At 62.5% G+C, this 15,009-nt stretch carries 15 protein-coding genes; 9 read left to right on the forward strand and 6 right to left on the reverse strand.

Annotated features, from left to right (window positions below; translation table 11 throughout):
* The first annotated feature begins 183 nt into the window (after positions 1-183).
* The 4 genes from J3P85_RS25590 to J3P85_RS25605 all read left to right on the forward strand — a co-directional run bounded on the left by J3P85_RS25590 (position 184) and on the right by J3P85_RS25605 (position 4,098).
* A complete protein-coding gene (locus tag J3P85_RS25590; protein WP_186706528.1) occupies positions 184-1,479 on the forward strand; it encodes an NCS2 family permease in 1,296 nt (431 codons plus the stop codon).
* Positions 1,476-2,555, forward strand: a complete 1,080-nt coding sequence (gene trmA, locus J3P85_RS25595; protein WP_186706529.1) for a tRNA (uridine(54)-C5)-methyltransferase TrmA — start codon at positions 1,476-1,478, stop codon at positions 2,553-2,555. Before J3P85_RS25590 ends, trmA begins: the two co-directional genes overlap by 4 nt.
* Positions 2,556-2,800: 245 nt before the next feature.
* Positions 2,801-3,241 carry a type II 3-dehydroquinate dehydratase gene (aroQ, locus tag J3P85_RS25600; protein WP_186706530.1) on the forward strand — a complete coding sequence of 147 codons (441 nt, stop codon included), beginning with the start codon at positions 2,801-2,803 and terminating at the stop codon, positions 3,239-3,241.
* Between the two features lie 5 nt (positions 3,242-3,246).
* Positions 3,247-4,098, forward strand: coding sequence for a shikimate dehydrogenase (locus tag J3P85_RS25605; RefSeq protein ID WP_434703993.1), 852 nt, complete (start codon positions 3,247-3,249; stop codon positions 4,096-4,098).
* Positions 4,099-4,247: 149 nt separating this feature from the next.
* Here the strand turns inward: J3P85_RS25605 and J3P85_RS25610 are convergent, their stop codons facing one another.
* Together J3P85_RS25610 and quiC are read right to left on the reverse strand one after the other, a co-directional pair.
* Positions 4,248-4,925, reverse strand: coding sequence for a TetR/AcrR family transcriptional regulator (locus J3P85_RS25610; protein ID WP_186706532.1), 678 nt, complete (start codon positions 4,923-4,925; stop codon positions 4,248-4,250).
* A gap of 102 nt (positions 4,926-5,027) precedes the next feature.
* Positions 5,028-6,929: a 3-dehydroshikimate dehydratase QuiC gene (quiC, locus tag J3P85_RS25615; protein WP_434703995.1), complete on the reverse strand. Its 1,902-nt coding sequence runs from the start codon at positions 6,927-6,929 to the stop codon at positions 5,028-5,030.
* 144 nt (positions 6,930-7,073) lie between these two features.
* Between quiC and J3P85_RS25620 the strand changes: the two genes are divergently transcribed.
* Together J3P85_RS25620 and J3P85_RS25625 are read left to right on the forward strand one after the other, a co-directional pair.
* On the forward strand, positions 7,074-7,202 hold the full coding sequence (locus J3P85_RS25620) for a hypothetical protein (RefSeq protein ID WP_434703997.1): 129 nt from the start codon (positions 7,074-7,076) through the stop codon (positions 7,200-7,202).
* Positions 7,199-8,536, forward strand: a complete 1,338-nt coding sequence (locus J3P85_RS25625; RefSeq protein WP_186706534.1) for an MFS transporter — start codon at positions 7,199-7,201, stop codon at positions 8,534-8,536. The genes J3P85_RS25620 and J3P85_RS25625 overlap by 4 nt, the downstream gene beginning before the upstream one ends.
* A 197-nt stretch (positions 8,537-8,733) precedes the next feature.
* Here the strand turns inward: J3P85_RS25625 and J3P85_RS25630 are convergent, their stop codons facing one another.
* Positions 8,734-9,612 carry a DMT family transporter gene (locus tag J3P85_RS25630; protein WP_186730609.1) on the reverse strand — a complete coding sequence of 293 codons (879 nt, stop codon included), beginning with the start codon at positions 9,610-9,612 and terminating at the stop codon, positions 8,734-8,736.
* Between the two features lie 252 nt (positions 9,613-9,864).
* Here J3P85_RS25630 and ypfJ point away from each other — a divergent pair, with 252 nt between their 5' ends.
* Together ypfJ and J3P85_RS25640 are read left to right on the forward strand one after the other, a co-directional pair.
* Positions 9,865-10,749, forward strand: a complete 885-nt coding sequence (ypfJ, locus tag J3P85_RS25635; protein ID WP_411385696.1) for a KPN_02809 family neutral zinc metallopeptidase — start codon at positions 9,865-9,867, stop codon at positions 10,747-10,749.
* Positions 10,750-11,697, forward strand: a complete 948-nt coding sequence (locus J3P85_RS25640; RefSeq protein ID WP_434704000.1) for an alpha/beta hydrolase — start codon at positions 10,750-10,752, stop codon at positions 11,695-11,697. It abuts the gene before it with no gap.
* A 125-nt stretch (positions 11,698-11,822) separates the two neighbouring features.
* Here the strand turns inward: J3P85_RS25640 and J3P85_RS25645 are convergent, their stop codons facing one another.
* The 3 genes from J3P85_RS25645 to J3P85_RS25655 all read right to left on the reverse strand — a co-directional run bounded on the left by J3P85_RS25645 (position 11,823) and on the right by J3P85_RS25655 (position 13,955).
* Entirely contained in the window at positions 11,823-12,416 is a 594-nt protein-coding gene (locus J3P85_RS25645) for an HAD family hydrolase (RefSeq protein WP_434704002.1), read from the reverse strand.
* Entirely contained in the window at positions 12,413-13,282 is an 870-nt protein-coding gene (tesB, locus tag J3P85_RS25650; protein WP_039594097.1) for an acyl-CoA thioesterase II, read from the reverse strand. Before tesB ends, J3P85_RS25645 begins: the two co-directional genes overlap by 4 nt.
* 103 nt (positions 13,283-13,385) lie before the next feature.
* Positions 13,386-13,955 carry a GNAT family N-acetyltransferase gene (locus J3P85_RS25655; RefSeq protein ID WP_207967007.1) on the reverse strand — a complete coding sequence of 190 codons (570 nt, stop codon included), beginning with the start codon at positions 13,953-13,955 and terminating at the stop codon, positions 13,386-13,388.
* A 73-nt stretch (positions 13,956-14,028) separates the two neighbouring features.
* Between J3P85_RS25655 and J3P85_RS25660 the strand changes: the two genes are divergently transcribed.
* Complete coding sequence (locus J3P85_RS25660; protein WP_434704005.1) at positions 14,029-14,949, forward strand: histone deacetylase family protein; 921 nt, start codon at positions 14,029-14,031, stop codon at positions 14,947-14,949.
* The last annotated feature ends 60 nt before the right edge of the window (positions 14,950-15,009 follow it).

A 15,009-nucleotide genomic window follows, 5' to 3' on the forward strand; every position in this document is an offset into this window, starting at 1 on the left:
GCAGTATGGCCCACTTGGCGCGTTGGCAAAACATCGACGACGATCGCAGCCACAACGCTACGCTGCTGGTATGATGCGCGGCTTTTTCCGACCCGCAGAAAATTCCCGGGCGCCGCTGGCGACCTGTGCTTTGCTGTTGAGGTCGATACATTCACGGCGCCGGGCGCGCCACGGGGAGCAGACATGCTGGAAAGGCTGTTTCAACTCAAGGCACACAACACCAACGTGCGGACCGAGATCCTGGCGGGCGTCACGACCTTCCTGGCCATGGCCTACATTCTGTTCGTCAACCCGAGCATCCTCGGCGAAACCGGCATGGACAAAGGCGCGGTGTTCGTCGCCACGTGCCTGGCGGCGGCCATTGGCTCCACGGTCATGGGCCTGATCGCCAACTACCCGATCGCACTCGCGCCGGGCATGGGCCTGAACGCCTTCTTCACCTACACCGTGGTCCTGCACATGGGCCACACCTGGCAAGTGGCCCTGGGCGCGGTGTTCGTCTCCGCCGTGCTGTTTTTCCTGCTGTCGATCTTCCGCATCCGCGAGTGGATCATCAACAGCATCCCGCTGCCGCTGCGCTCGGCCATTGCCGCCGGTATCGGCCTGTTCCTGGCACTGATCGCCCTGAACAATGCCGGCATCGTGGTGAAAAACCCGGCGACCATGGTGGGCCTCGGCGACTTGAAGCAACCGGCGCCGATCCTCGCGACCCTCGGTTTTGTCCTGATCGTCGCCCTCGAAGCCTTGAAAGTACGCGGCGCGGTGCTGATCGGCATCCTGGCGGTCACCATCGTTTCGATCCTGATGGGCTTCACCCCGTTCAACGGCGTCATCTCCGCGCCGCCATCCCTGGCCCCGACCTTCCTGCAACTGGACATCAAGGGCGCCCTGGACATCGGCCTGGTGAGCGTGATCTTCGCCTTCCTGTTTGTCGACCTGTTCGACAACTCCGGCACCCTGATTGGCGTGGCCAAGCGCGCCGGACTCATGGGCAAGGACGGCCACATGCCGAAGATGGGCCGCGCGCTGATCGCCGACAGCACCGCCGCCATGGCCGGTTCGCTGCTGGGCACCTCCACCACCACCAGCTACATTGAATCGGCGGCGGGCGTCAGCGCCGGCGGCCGCACCGGTTTGACCGCCATCGTGGTGGCGATCCTGTTCCTGCTGGCGCTGTTCTTCTCGCCACTGGCCGCCAGCGTCCCGGCCTTCGCCACCGCACCTGCCCTGTTGTTCGTCGCCGTGTTGATGACCTCGGGCCTGGCGGAAATCGACTGGGATGACATCACCGTCGCCGCGCCCGTGGTGGTGACCGCCCTGGCGATGCCATTCACCTATTCCATCGCCAACGGCATCGCTTTCGGTTTCATCGCCTGGACCGCCATCAAACTGGTGTCTGGCCGTGGCCGTGAGCTGAACCCGGCGCTGGTTATTCTGTCGATCCTGTTCGTGATCAAGTTGGGTTGGTTCAACGCATGACTTTTGATTCCCAGGCCTACGCCGCCCAGTTACAGGACAAGGTCACCCGCTTGCGTGACCTGTTGGCGCCGTTCGATGCACCGGAACCTGCGGTGTTCGATTCGCCCCTGAAAAACTTTCGCCTGCGGGCCGAATTCCGCCTCTGGCGCGAGGCCGGCGAACGGCATTACGCAATGTTCTCCCAGGACGACAAGCGCACACCGATCCTCATCGAGGAGTTTCCCATTGCCAGCCTGCGCATCAACCAATTGATGCCGCAGCTCAAGGCCGCCTGGCAAGCCAGTGCGCCCCTGAGCCATAAGCTGTTCCAAGTGGAATTCCTGACCACCCTCGCGGGCGATGCGATGATCACCCTGTGTTATCACCGCCCGCTGGACGAGCACTGGCACGCTGCCGCGTCAAAATTGGCGGCCGACCTGGGCGTCAGCATCATTGGTCGCTCCAAGGGCAAGCGGGAAGTGATCGGCCACGATTACGTGGTGGAGAAACTTGAAGTGGGCGGCCGCACCTTCAGCTATCGCCAACCCGAGGGCGCCTTCACCCAGCCCAACGGCACGGTGAATCAGAAGATGCTCAACTGGGCCTATGAAGCGCTGGGCGATCGCAGCGACGATCTGCTGGAGTTGTACTGCGGCAACGGCAACTTCACCCTGCCCCTGGCCACACGCGTGCGCAAAGTCCTGGCCACCGAAATCAGCAAGACGTCTGTGAACGCCGCGCTGAGCAACCTCAGCGAAAACGCTGTGGATAACGTCACCCTGGTGCGCCTGTCCGCCGAAGAACTGACCGAAGCCTTGAACGAAGTCCGACCGTTCCGTCGCCTGCAGGGCATCGACCTGAAAAGCTACGAATTCGGCAGCGTATTCGTCGACCCGCCGCGTGCCGGCATGGACCCGGACACCTGCGAGTTGACTCGGCGGTTCGACAATATCCTCTACATCTCCTGCAACCCGGAGACCCTCGCCGCGAACATCGCACAGCTGAACGACACCCACCGCATCACGCGCTGCGCGTTGTTCGATCAATTTCCTTGGACCCATCACATGGAATCCGGGGTGTTGTTGACTCGGCGCTGATCGCTGGGCCGAGCTCCCCTCTGGGCTGGAATGGGCAAGGCTTTGTGGGAGCAAGGCTTGCCCCCACAAATAAATCCCCTCGCCACAATCGCTCTCCCTCACTTTTCGGCCGGCAATGTCCGATCATCGAACACTTATTGCCCAACGACCGCTGCTTTATTTGACCAAATTAACCATCTAGTACAATTTATCTCCACCGGCTGAAACCCCGCCGACACCAACAATAAAAATGTGGAGAAACTGCGATGCCTCCGATCGTTCTGGTGCTCAACGGCCCGAACCTGAACCTGCTCGGCACCCGCGAGCCGGCCACCTACGGCCATGAAACCCTGGCCGATATCTCTGCACTGTGCGGGCGCGCCGCCGACGAATTCGGCCTGGCGGTAGAGTTCCGCCAGACCAACCAGGAAAGCGAATTGCTGGACTGGATTCACGGTGCCCGGGGCCGGTGCGCCGGTATCGTCATCAACCCGGCGGCCTGGACCCACACTTCCGTGGCGATCCGCGACGCCCTGGTGGCCAGCGAAGTGCCGGTCATCGAAGTCCACCTGTCCAACGTTCATGCCCGTGAAACCTTCCGCCACCACTCCTTTGTCTCATCCGTCGCCATTGGCGTGATGTGCGGGTTTGGCAGCCATGGTTATCGCCTGGCCCTTGAACATTTCAGTCAGCGGTTGAAGGGTTGATGGGCATGTCGAATATCACTGTGCTGGCCGGCCTGATCGGCGCGGGTATCCAGGCGTCCCGCACGCCGGCGCTGCATGAGCGCGAAGGCGATGCCCAAGGCATGCGTTATCTCTATCGACTGATCGACCTCGACGCGTTGAAGCTCGACAGCGGTGCCCTGGCCGATTTGCTGGTGGCCGCCGAACGCATGGACTTCACCGGCCTGAACATCACCTTCCCCTGCAAGCAGGCGATCATCCCGCTGCTGGACGAGCTGTCGCCCGAGGCCCGTGGCATCGGCGCGGTCAATACGGTGGTGCTCAAGGACGGCAAGCGCATCGGCCACAACACCGACTGCCTGGGGTTCGCCGAAGGTTTTCGTCGTGGCCTGGGGGAAGTGGCGCGCAAGCGCGTGGTCCAGATGGGTGCCGGTGGCGCCGGCGCGGCGGTGGCCCATGCGCTGTTGCTAGAGGGCGTGGAAACCCTGAGCATCTTTGACGTCGAAGTCAGCCGTGCCGAGGCACTGGCCGATAACTTGAATCAACACTTCGGCACCGGCCGCGCGCGCGCCGGGCATGACCTGCCAACGGCCATGGCCGAGGCCGACGGTCTGGTGAACACCACGCCCATGGGCATGGCGAAACTGCCGGGCATGCCGGTGCCGGTCGAGTTGTTGCGGGGCGCTTTGTGGGTCGCGGAAATCGTTTACTTCCCATTGGAAACCGAGCTGCTGCGCAACGCCCGCGCCATCGGCTGCCGCACGCTGGATGGCGGCAACATGGCGGTGTTCCAGGCGGTGAAGGCGTTCGAACTGTTCAGTGGCGTGGCGCCGGACGCGCAGCGGATGCTGGCGCATTTCCAGAGCATGAATCACTAGAGCTCGCGACAAATCCCCTGTGGGAATGACCTGTGGGAGCGAGCTTGCTCGCGATGGCGGTGTGTCAGTCGCAATTGATGTTGGCTGATCGACCGCTATCGCGAGCAAGCTCGCTCCCACATAAGCCCGCACACACATCAGGTTCGGTGTCAGGCCTGCAAGTACCGCAACACCGATTCACACACCATCTGCCGATGCCGCTGCTTCACCGCTTCATCCGACAGGTCGATCTGAAAGATCTCACCGAACGTCTGGCGGTTGGACACCCGGTAGAAACAGAACGAGCTGATCAGCAGATGCACGTCCAGCGGCTCGAGGCCGGCACGGAAGACACCCTCTTCGGCGCCGCGCCGCAGGATCACCCCCAGGGAATCGAGGATGGTATTGGTCATCGCCTTGATCGCGCCTGACTGCTTCACGTACTCGGCGTTGTGAATGTTCTCGATACAGACGATGCGCACGAAATCCACATTGCGATCGTGGTGGTCGAAGGTGAATTCCACCAGGCGCCGGATCGCGTCCACCGGGGCCAGTTCCGCCAGGTGCAGGCGGCTCTCGGTGGTGCGGATATCGCCGTAGAGTTTTTCCAGCACCTCGACGTACAACTGCTCCTTGCTGCCGAAGTAGTAATAGATCATGCGCTTGGAGGTGTGGATGCGCTCGGCGATGGCGTCGACCCGGGCACCCGCCAGGCCTTGCTGGACGAATTCGACGATGGCTTCCTGAAGAATGTTTTCCCGGGTCTTCTCCGGGTTGTTCTTGCGACTCTTGCGCGGCGGGGCGACAGGTTCGTCGAGCGCTGCGGAAAGCTCTGGATTCATAGTCATTGCGGGCTCACGGCCATCACTGCACAGGCTGGCGATTATGGGCCGCACCGTACGCTGAAGGAAGCCACGGCACCGCCCATTACCGCCACGTTTACGATTTCCCTACAACTTGGCGTGCCGCAAGCCACCGCTGCGGGACTTGGCCATGGCCGCCAGGCGCACCGCGACGTTGGCGGCGCCATAACCGGCGTAACCGTTCTTGCGCTGGATGATCTCAAAGAAAAAACGCCCCTCGAACGGCTCGGTGTAGACGTGGAACAGCTCGCCACCCTGGGCGTCACGGTCGTACAGCACGTTGAAGTAAGCCAGTTCGCTGAGGAACTCGTCATCGAAATCGAAACGCGCCGCCAGGTCGTCGTAGTAGTTGAGCGGGATGTCGAGCAACGGTACGCCCGCCTCCTTGGCCCGACTGACCTGGGCGAAGATGTCGTCGCAGTCGAAGGCGATGTGATGCACGCCGGAGCCGCGATAACTCGACAGCGCATGTGAGATCGCGGTGTTGCGGTTCTCGGAAATGTTCAGCGGCAAGCGGATCGAACTGCAGCGGCTGCGCAGCGCACGGCTTTTTACCAGGCCATAGGGGTCGGGCAAGACCACTTCGTCGTCGGCCTCGAAATCCAGCAGGCTCTTGTAGAACAGCACCCAACTGTCGAGGCTGTCGGCCGGCAGCGCCATCGCCATGTGGTCGATGCGCTTGAGCCCGGCCCCGATGACCGCCCCCGGTTGCAGGTTGAAATCGGTGCCATAGACGTCGGCGTCCTGGTCCACCAGGTAGATCAGGCTGCCGTCCGGTGCACGCACCGCCGCCAGCTCCAGCTCATTGGGCCCCACCAGTCCGCGATAGGGCTGACCCTTGTAGGCAACCGCCCGCTCCAGGGCACTGGCGCTGTTTTTCACCCGCACGGCGGTGGCGCACAACGATGGCCCGTGGGCTTCGAAAAAGCTGTGGGCGAAGGAATACGGTTCACTGTTGAGGATCAGGTTGATGTCGCCCTGGCGCAGCAGGCTGACATTCTTCGAGCGATGCTGGCCCGCCTTGACGAACCCCAACCGTTCCAACCAGTGGGAGAGCTTGGCGCCGAGGTTATCGTCCACGGCGAACTCGAGGAATTCGATGCCGTCGTATTCGCTGGCCGGTGGTGTGGCGAACAGGATGTCGGCATTGCCAACGGCGCTCGCTTCTTCGGCCAGGCGCTGGCGGGTCTTTTCTTCCAGGTACAGCAGCGAACGCAGGCCGTCGGCGGCATTGGCCCGTGGCGGCGCGGCGCGGAAACCGTCGTTGAAGATCTCCAGTGACAGCGGCCCCGTATAACCACTCTTGATGATCGGCGCCAGGAAACCCGGCAAGTCGAATTCGCCCTGCCCCGGGAAACAACGGAAATGCCGGCTCCACTCCAGGACGTCCATGGCCAGGATCGGTGCGTCGGCCATTTGCACAAAGAAAATCTTCTCGCCCGGAATTTCGGCGATGGCGCTCGGGTCGCCCTTGAGGGACAAGGTATGGAAGCTGTCGAGCAACACGCCGAGATTGGGGTGATCGGCCTGGCGCACGATGTTCCAGACCTGTTGATAAGTATTCACATGGCGGCCCCAGGCCAGCGCCTCGTAACCGATGCGCAAGCCGCGGGCACCGGCCCGTTCGGCCAGCAGGCGCAAGTCATCGATCAGGATCTGTTCATCGCCGACGCTGTCGGCCGAGGCATTGCTGCACACCAACACCAGGTCGGTGCCCAGCTCCTGCATCAGGTCGAACTTGCGTTCGGCCCGTTCCAGATTGCGCGGCAGACGATCGCGGCGGCAGCCTTCAAAATCACGAAACGGTTGGAACAACGTGATGGCGATGCCCAGGTCAGCGCACATCTGCCTGATTTCCCGAGGGCTGCCATCGTAATAAAGAAGGTCGTTCTCGAAAATTTCCACCCCATCAAAACCGGCGGCGGCAATGGCGTCGAGTTTCTCCGGCAAAGTACCGCTCAAGGACACGGTGGCAATGGAACGCTGCATGACTTCGGCTCCCGGGACAGGCATCGGCTACAAAGGTGCGCCGCTTTTTAAAGAGTCAGCCGATTATTGAGCTGCCGGTTTCTTTCAGCAATTCAATATGTACCATCCGGTTAGTTTTTTGGGCGATTATCGAACACAATGCCCATGGCTGAATTGACGATTTTTTGCTCACTGCGCACCATCGCTTCCACATTGACGCAGGCCCTGACCGCCGATCTCGATGGACAGACCCAGACCAACCATAAGAATTTCAAAAACGGGTACACGCTATGATTCCCTCTCAAAGTTCCCGCCTGGCCCCTGGCCTGGGTGCCTCCACCGGCAGCGTCGGTGACAAGATCCGCGGCGCCATGGCCGTGGGCAAGACCCGTTGGGGCATGCTCGCCCTGGTGTTTTTCGCCACCACCCTGAACTACATCGACCGTGCCGCCCTGGGCGTCATGCAGCCGATCCTGGCCAAGGAAATGAGCTGGACGGCGATGGATTACGCCAACATCAACTTCTGGTTCCAGGTCGGGTATGCCATTGGCTTCGTGTTGCAGGGGCGGCTGATCGACCGGATCGGCGTCAAGCGCGTGTTCTTCTGCGCCGTGCTGCTGTGGAGCCTGGCGACCGGCGCCCACGGCCTGGCCACGTCGGCAGTGGGCTTCATGGTTTGCCGTTTCATTCTCGGCCTTACCGAAGCCGCCAACTACCCGGCCTGCGTGAAGACCACCCGGCTGTGGTTCCCGGCGGGCGAACGGGCTGTCGCCACCGGTATTTTCAACGCCGGAACCAACGTCGGTGCGATGTTCACGCCGATGCTGCTGCCACTGGTCCTGCACGTATGGGGCTGGCAGGCGGCGTTCCTGTGCATGGCCGCGCTGGGCGGGATCTGGCTGCTGTTCTGGGGCCTGAAGTACTTCAACCCTGAAGACCATCCCACCGTCAAACAGTCGGAGCTGGACTACATCCAGGCCCAGGACGAACCGGACCCGGTCCGCGTACCGTTCTCGCGCATCCTGCGCATGCGCGGCACGTGGGCGTTCGCCCTGGCCTACTCGATCACCGCGCCGGTGTTCTGGTTCTACCTCTACTGGTTGCCGCCGTTCCTGAACCAGCAATACAACCTGGGCATCAACGTGACCCAGATGGGCATCCCGCTGATCATCATCTACCTCACCGCCGACTTCGGCAGCGTCGGCGGCGGGATCCTGTCGTCGTTCCTGATCGGCCGCGGCCTCGACCCGATCAAGGCGCGCCTGGTGTCCATGCTGCTGTTCGCCTGCTGCATCATCGGCGTGATCATGGCCGCGGGTTCCAGCAGCCTGTGGATGGCGGTGTTCGCCATTTCCCTGGCCATCGGCGCGCACCAGGCCTGGACCGCCAACATCTGGAGCCTGGTGATGGACTACACGCCCAAGCACATGATGAGCACGGTGTTCGGCTTCGGCGGCATGTGCGCGGCCATCGGCGGGATGTTCATGACCCAACTGGTGGGCCACATTCTCACGATCACCAATAACAATTACACGGTGCTGTTCACCTTGATTCCGGCGATGTACTTCATTGCCCTGACCTGGCTGTACTTCATGGCGCCGCGCAAGGTGCCTACCCTGGAAAACTGACTGTCCACACGCTAACGGGTAGCGATTCACCTGTGGCGAGGGAGCTTGCTCCCGCTCGATTGCGCAGCAATCGCAAAAAAGCGAGGGCCGCTTCGCCCGAAGCGTCGGACCGGCCCAGCGGGAGCAAGCTCCCTCGCCACTGGGGGCTGTGCTAGCCCAGAGAGTGCTGTGCTAGCCACAAAAGGGTTTGTCAGCGGTTACGCCCGCCGCTGTTGCCACGCCGCCGCCAACCCACTCAAGCAGATCAAGACGATGCCCACCACGGTGGTCAGCGTCGGCGTGTGGTTGAACAACAACCAACCCAGCAGGCCGGCAAACACGATCTGGCAATACCCGAACGGCGCGAGCAGCGCCGGGGCGGCAAAGCGGAAAGCCTGGGTCAGCATCAGGTGCGCCGTCATCCCGCAGGCCCCCAGCGCCAACATCATCGCCCCGTGCATCAGGCTCGGCACCTGCCAGAAGAACGGCACCAGCGCGCTCATCACCAACGTGTTGCACAGGCCGGCGAAGAAATTGCTGGTGGTCGGGCTGTCGATCTCGCTGAGCTTGCGCGTGAGCAGTTGGTAGAAGCAGAAAAACAGTGCCGAACAGAACGGTAACAGCACCGCCGGGGTGAACAGATCGCCGCCGGGATGGACGATGATCAACACCCCGATGAAACCGAAGATCACCGCGATCCATTGACCGCGCGTCACCCGTTCGCCCAGCAATGGCACCGACAGCGCGGTCACCAGTACGGGCGCCAGGAAGTTGACCGCCGTCGCCTCCGCCAGAGGTATGAACATCAACGCAGTGGTGAAAAACAGACTGGTGCCCAGCAGGCACAACGCCCGGGCCAACTGCCACAACGGGCGCTTGGTACGCAGCACCCGCAGCCCCGAGCGCGGCAGGAAAATACCCGCCATCAACAACGTATGCACCACGTAACGCGCCCAGACCACCATGACGATCGGATAAAAACCGGACAGGTATTTGGACAACGCGTCATGACTGGAGAACAGGAACGTTGCGGCCAGGATTAGCACGATGCCCTTGAAAGCCTGATTGACGCCGGAGAGCGGTGTGCTGACGGTCATGAGGGAAACCTGCGTTGCTTGATGTAAGGGCCGTGACGCACGATGCAGTTGTTGGGCCAGCGAGCATGCCGATAAGTTCTGAATCGGCAGTGTAATGAAAATTCCGGCGCCAGGCAGGATCGGCACTTCGATGAACCAAAACCCGTGTCCGTTGCCTGACAGCACAAGCGCGGCGCGCACCTTGGGCGCCTAAAAGCTAGACTCACCGCCACAGCAGTCATTTCTCGCAGCGTCATTTAGAGGATATCCCACATGTTATGGAAAAAAGGTCGCCGCAGTGACAACGTGGTGGACGCCCGTGGTGATGGTGGGGGCGGTGGCGGAATGCGTTTTGGCGGCGGCAAGGGATTGAGCCTGACGGCCATTCTCCTGATCGTCGGCATCGGCTGGATCACCGGCCAGGACCCGATGCAGATTCTCGGGCAACTGGCCGGGCAGATGGACCAGTCCGCGCCCGCCACGTCACAAACCCGCCAGGCGCCACCGGCCAACGACGAACAGGCCGAGTTCGTGCGCTCGATCCTCGGCGATACCGAAGACACCTGGGGCCAAGTCTTCCAGCAGGCGGGACGCCAATACCAGCAACCCAAACTGGTGCTGTTCAGCGGTCGGGTCAATTCGGCCTGCGGCCTGGCCTCCTCGGCGACCGGGCCGTTCTATTGCCCGGCGGACCGGCAGGTCTACCTGGACATGAGTTTCTTCAAGGAAATGTCCCAACGCTTTGCCGCCGCCGGCGACTTCGCCCAGGCCTACGTCATTGCCCACGAAGTCGGCCACCATGTGCAGACGCTGCTCGGCGTGTCGGCGAAAATCCAGGAAGCACGCCAGCAAGGCCGGCAGATGGAAGGCGACGGCGGCTTGTTGGTGCGCCAGGAGTTGCAGGCCGATTGCCTGGCCGGGGTCTGGGCCAACCATGCGCAGAAACGCCTGAACTGGCTGGAACCGGGAGACATCGAAGAGGCCTTGACCGCCGCCAATGCCATCGGTGACGACCGCTTGCAGCAGCAAGGCCAGGGCCGCGTGGTGCCGGACTCCTTCACCCACGGTACGTCGGCGCAGCGGGTGCGTTGGTTCAAGACCGGCTTCGCCCAGGGCCAGGTCAGTCAGTGCGACACGTTCGCGGCGAAAACCCTGTAGATGAAGGGGTGGGCGTTGATCGGGCTGGTGCTGTGCTGCGCCGCAGCCCAGGCCGATGAACACGGCGTCAACGTGGTCGCCCAGGGGCGCCTGCAACTCAAGGGCGGTGCCATGGCCGTCGCCGTCAGCCCGCCCCCGGCGTCCATTCAACGCGTGCTGATCATTCTTCATGGTCGGCTGCGCAACGCCGACACCTACCTGCACAGCGCCGAAAAAGCTGCCGGGCAGGCCGGGCAACAGGGCACGACGCTGGTCATCGCCCCGCAATTCCTCAACGAGCAGGACGTGGCTCGCCACACGTTGCCCAATGATCTACTGCGCTGGCAGGGCAATGATTGGATGGCCGCAGGCCTGTCCACGGGGCCCAACCCGGTCAGCTCCTTCCAAGTCCTCGACGACATCGTCGCGCGGGTCAGTGACCGGCAGCAATTTCCCGAAGTAAAGGAAATCGTCATCGCCGGTCATTCCGGCGGCGCCCAGGTCGTGCAGCGCTATGCCCTGCTCGCCCAAGGTCAATACCGGATCAACCCGCGTTTCGTCATCGCCAACCCGTCGTCCTATGCCTACTTCGATACGCAACGGCCCATGGCCTTCGACGCCGCCAGTTGCCCGGGCTTCAACCGCTGGAAATACGGCCTGCAGGACCTGCCCGCCTATGCCGCCGGGCGAACGCCCGCCCAGCTGGAGGAACACTACGTCAAGCGCGATATCGTTTATCTGCTCGGGCAGCAGGACATCGATCCGGAGCATCCGGCGTTGGACAAGGGTTGTGAAGCACAGACCCAAGGCGCGTATCGATTACTGCGTGGGCATTTCTTTTTCGACTACCTGACCCGGCGCCATCCCGAGGGGCTGAACCAGCGGCTGATCGAAGTGCCCGGGGTCGGGCATGATGGGGATGGGATGTTCAATTCGCCGGAGGGGTTGAGGGTGTTGTTTGGGCAGTGAGCCTTGTGGCGACTGATAGGGCCTCATCGCGAGCAAGCTCGCTCCCACAGGTTTTCTGTGTTCGTCACACATCTACTGTAGGAGCGAGCTTGCTCGCGATGGCGGCTAGCCAGCCAATATCAATCTCAAGCCGACAACATCCGCCGCAACTCAAGGCAATCCCGCGCATGCCAATCCGTCAGCTCCGGCCATGGATTGTCCGGCAAATTCACCAGCACCGTCCGCGCCCCCGCCGCACGTCCGCAATCCAGGTCGAAGCGGTAGTCGCCCACCATCACCATCGTGTCCGGCGCCACGTTCCAGGCCTCGGCCAGTTTCAACAGGCCACCGGGATGCGGCTTGGGCGGTGCTTCGTCGCGGCCCAGCACATCGTCCACCGCGAAACAGTCCGCCAGGCCAATGGCCTCCAGGGTCACGTGGGCCAGCTCACGGGCGTTGCGGGTCAGGACCCCCAGGCGATAGCCGCGCCCGGCCAGCTCACGCACCAATTCGACCGCCCCCGGCGCAGGCTTGGAGCCCAGCGCCAGGTCCCGCTCGTGTTCCAGCAACCAGGCATGCTTGGCCGCGGCCTCCTCAGCGGGCAACCCTGCCAGGTGAGTGAGAATGTCATCTTCGGCCGGAATCGCCAGGGCCACGCGGATCGCCGCGAAATCATGCACGGCGATGGTCAGCGTGCCATCCATGTCGAACACCCAGTGACGAACCTCGGCCAGGCTCATGCCCAGTCCTTGCGGTGGCGAATCAGGCCTTCCTGGGTGACCGACGCCACCAGTTGCCCAGCGCGATTGAACACGCTGCCACGGGAGAAACCACGGGAATTGCCGGCCCACGGGCTGTCCATGGCGTAGAGCAACCAGTCATCGGCGCGCAGGTCAGCGTGGAACCACAACGCGTGATCGAGGCTGGCGACCTGCATGTCCTTCTGCCACACCGATTTGCCGTGGGGCAGCATCGAGGTGGTCAGCAGGCCGAAGTCCGACGCGTAGGCCAACAGGTATTTGTGCAGGGCCGGGATGTCCGCCAAGGCGCCATCGGCACGGAACCACACGTATTTCACCGGGTCGGCCGGTTGTGGGTTGTACGGGTCTTTTTCGGTGACCGGGCGGACTTCGATCGGCTTGGGGCACAGCAGTTTTTCACGCATGTGCTCGGGCAACAGGTGCGCGCGCTGCTGGGTCAGCTCCAGCTCGGACGGCAGGTTCTCCGGGCCGACGACTTGCGGCATGGTGCTCTGGTGCTCGAAACCCTGCTCGTCATACTGGAACGAGGCGCTGCAGGTGAAGATCGGGTTGCCCTTCTGGATCGCCGTCACCCGGCGGGTGCTGAAACTGCCACCGTCACGCACCCGGTCCACCTGGTAGACCACCGGCAGCGCGGCATCGCCTGGACGCAGGAAATAACCGTGCATCGAATGCACATGGCGCGCCTCTTCCACGGTCTGGCTGGCCGCCGACAACGACTGGCCCAGTACCTGGCCGCCGAACAGCTGGCGAAACCCCAGGTCCTGGCTGCGACCGCGAAACAGGTTCTCTTCGATCGGTTCCAGGGTCAGCAGGTCGACCAGATCTTCCAACACGTGGCTCATTCAGACTTTCCTCACACAGCGCAATTGCCGCAGTCTACGCCGCGGCGATGGATCGATTGTTGGCCCAGGCCATTCTGGCGGGCATTGTAAACGTCCATGTCGGCTAACCGTGAAGGGTCTGCAACCATTGCTCACGATTGATGCGATAAAGCACATGGTGACGCAATGGATGATCGACCGCGAGTTTTGGGTGTTCAAAATCATCGGCAGGATCATGCTGCATGCCGATAGCCTGCATGACCTTCTGCGACGGCAGGTTATCCACAGCGGTAAACGCCACCACTTCATCCAACCCCAGGCGGTCGAAGGCACAGCGCAGCGCGGTCCACGCCGCTTCGCTGGCATAACCGAGCCCCCAATGCTCGCGCGCCAGGCGCCAGCCGATCTCCACCGCTGGCGTGAAAGGCGCGTCGAACCCGACCACGCCCAGCCCGGTAAAGCCAATGAAAGCCCCGGTGTCCTTGCGCTCCAACGCCCACAAACCAAAACCATGCTCGGCAAAATGCCCGCGCACACGGCCAATCAACGCAGCGCTTTCCAGGCGACTCAAGGGTGCCGGAAAATAACGCATCACTTGCGGATCGGCAGACATGGCCGCAAACGCCGGCAAATCATCGTCGCGCCACTGCCGCAATATCAGCCGTGCGCTTTCCAGTTCCAGTATCGGCTCCATCTTCACTCCCCTCCATGCCCTCAGAGTCTACATCGCTGGTAGGATTCGTGGCTCAATCACCACTGAAAACACCATGCCGCTACCGCTGATCTATCACGAAGACTACAGCCCCGAATTCCCGGCGGAACACCGCTTCCCCATGGACAAGTTTCGCCTGTTGCGCGACCACCTGGTGGAGAGCGGCCTGACCCGCGATGCGGACCTGTTGCGCCCCTCACTGTGTCCGCCGGACATTCTCGCCCTGGCTCACGACCGCGCGTATATCGAGCGCTACATGGGCGGCGAGCTGTCCCGCGAAGACCAACGGCGACTGGGCCTGCCCTGGAGCGAGGCCCTGGCCCGCCGAACGGTGCGCGCCGTCGGCGGTTCGCTCCTGGCCGCCGAGCAAGCCCTCGAACACGGCTTGGCCTGTCACTTGGCCGGCGGTACCCACCACGCCCACTACGACCACCCGGCCGGGTTCTGCATTTTCAACGATCTGGCGGTGATCAGCCGTTATTTCCTGGCCAGCGGCCGGGTGTCGCGGGTGCTGATCTTCGATTGCGATGTGCATCAGGGCGACGGCACCGCTCGAATACTCCATGACACCCCGGACGCCGTGACAGTTTCCTTGCACTGCGAAAAGAATTTTCCCGCACGCAAGGCGCAAAGCGACTGGGACATCCCGCTGCCGATGGGCATGGGCGACGCCGCTTACCTGAACGTGGTGGACGATGCGCTCAACTACCTGCTGCCGCTCTATCAACCGGACCTGGTGTTGTATGACGCCGGCGTCGACGTGCACAAGGATGACGCCCTCGGTTACCTGAAGCTGACGGACGAAGGCCTCGCCGCCCGGGACGAGAGCGTCATGCGCCATTGCCTGGGACGCGACATCCCGGTGGTCGGGGTGATCGGCGGTGGCTACAGCAAGGATCGCCAGGCCCTGGCCCGCCGCCACGGAATCCTGCACCACAGCGCACAAAGGGTCTGGACGTCATCAGGTTGTCACTGAAACCTGGGCTTTACCCACAATGCCTGTGGAGCGGCTTGTGGATAACCTGAGCGAAACGGC

The organism is Pseudomonas sp. Z1-12 (assembly GCF_051132015.1).
GTDB classification, from domain to species: Bacteria; Pseudomonadota; Gammaproteobacteria; order Pseudomonadales; family Pseudomonadaceae; genus Aquipseudomonas; species Aquipseudomonas zanjanensis.

What these genes read in the sequence shown, in the direction of transcription:
- quiC (WP_434703995.1), bottom strand. Translation starts at nt 6,929, where the DNA reads ATGCAGCGTTCCATTGCCACCGTGTCCTTGAGCGGTACTTTGCCGGAG.
- J3P85_RS25640 (WP_434704000.1), top strand. Translation starts at nt 10,750, where the DNA reads ATGAAGGGGTGGGCGTTGATCGGGCTGGTGCTGTGCTGCGCCGCAGCC.
- ypfJ (WP_411385696.1), top strand. Translation starts at nt 9,865, where the DNA reads ATGTTATGGAAAAAAGGTCGCCGCAGTGACAACGTGGTGGACGCCCGT.
- J3P85_RS25610 (WP_186706532.1), bottom strand. Translation starts at nt 4,925, where the DNA reads ATGACTATGAATCCAGAGCTTTCCGCAGCGCTCGACGAACCTGTCGCC.
- J3P85_RS25660 (WP_434704005.1), top strand. Translation starts at nt 14,029, where the DNA reads ATGCCGCTACCGCTGATCTATCACGAAGACTACAGCCCCGAATTCCCG.
- aroQ (WP_186706530.1), top strand. Translation starts at nt 2,801, where the DNA reads ATGCCTCCGATCGTTCTGGTGCTCAACGGCCCGAACCTGAACCTGCTC.
- J3P85_RS25620 (WP_434703997.1), top strand. Translation starts at nt 7,074, where the DNA reads ATGGCTGAATTGACGATTTTTTGCTCACTGCGCACCATCGCTTCCACA.
- tesB (WP_039594097.1), bottom strand. Translation starts at nt 13,282, where the DNA reads ATGAGCCACGTGTTGGAAGATCTGGTCGACCTGCTGACCCTGGAACCG.
- J3P85_RS25625 (WP_186706534.1), top strand. Translation starts at nt 7,199, where the DNA reads ATGATTCCCTCTCAAAGTTCCCGCCTGGCCCCTGGCCTGGGTGCCTCC.
- trmA (WP_186706529.1), top strand. Translation starts at nt 1,476, where the DNA reads ATGACTTTTGATTCCCAGGCCTACGCCGCCCAGTTACAGGACAAGGTC.
- J3P85_RS25630 (WP_186730609.1), bottom strand. Translation starts at nt 9,612, where the DNA reads ATGACCGTCAGCACACCGCTCTCCGGCGTCAATCAGGCTTTCAAGGGC.
- J3P85_RS25645 (WP_434704002.1), bottom strand. Translation starts at nt 12,416, where the DNA reads ATGAGCCTGGCCGAGGTTCGTCACTGGGTGTTCGACATGGATGGCACG.
- J3P85_RS25655 (WP_207967007.1), bottom strand. Translation starts at nt 13,955, where the DNA reads ATGGAGCCGATACTGGAACTGGAAAGCGCACGGCTGATATTGCGGCAG.
- J3P85_RS25605 (WP_434703993.1), top strand. Translation starts at nt 3,247, where the DNA reads ATGTCGAATATCACTGTGCTGGCCGGCCTGATCGGCGCGGGTATCCAG.
- J3P85_RS25590 (WP_186706528.1), top strand. Translation starts at nt 184, where the DNA reads ATGCTGGAAAGGCTGTTTCAACTCAAGGCACACAACACCAACGTGCGG.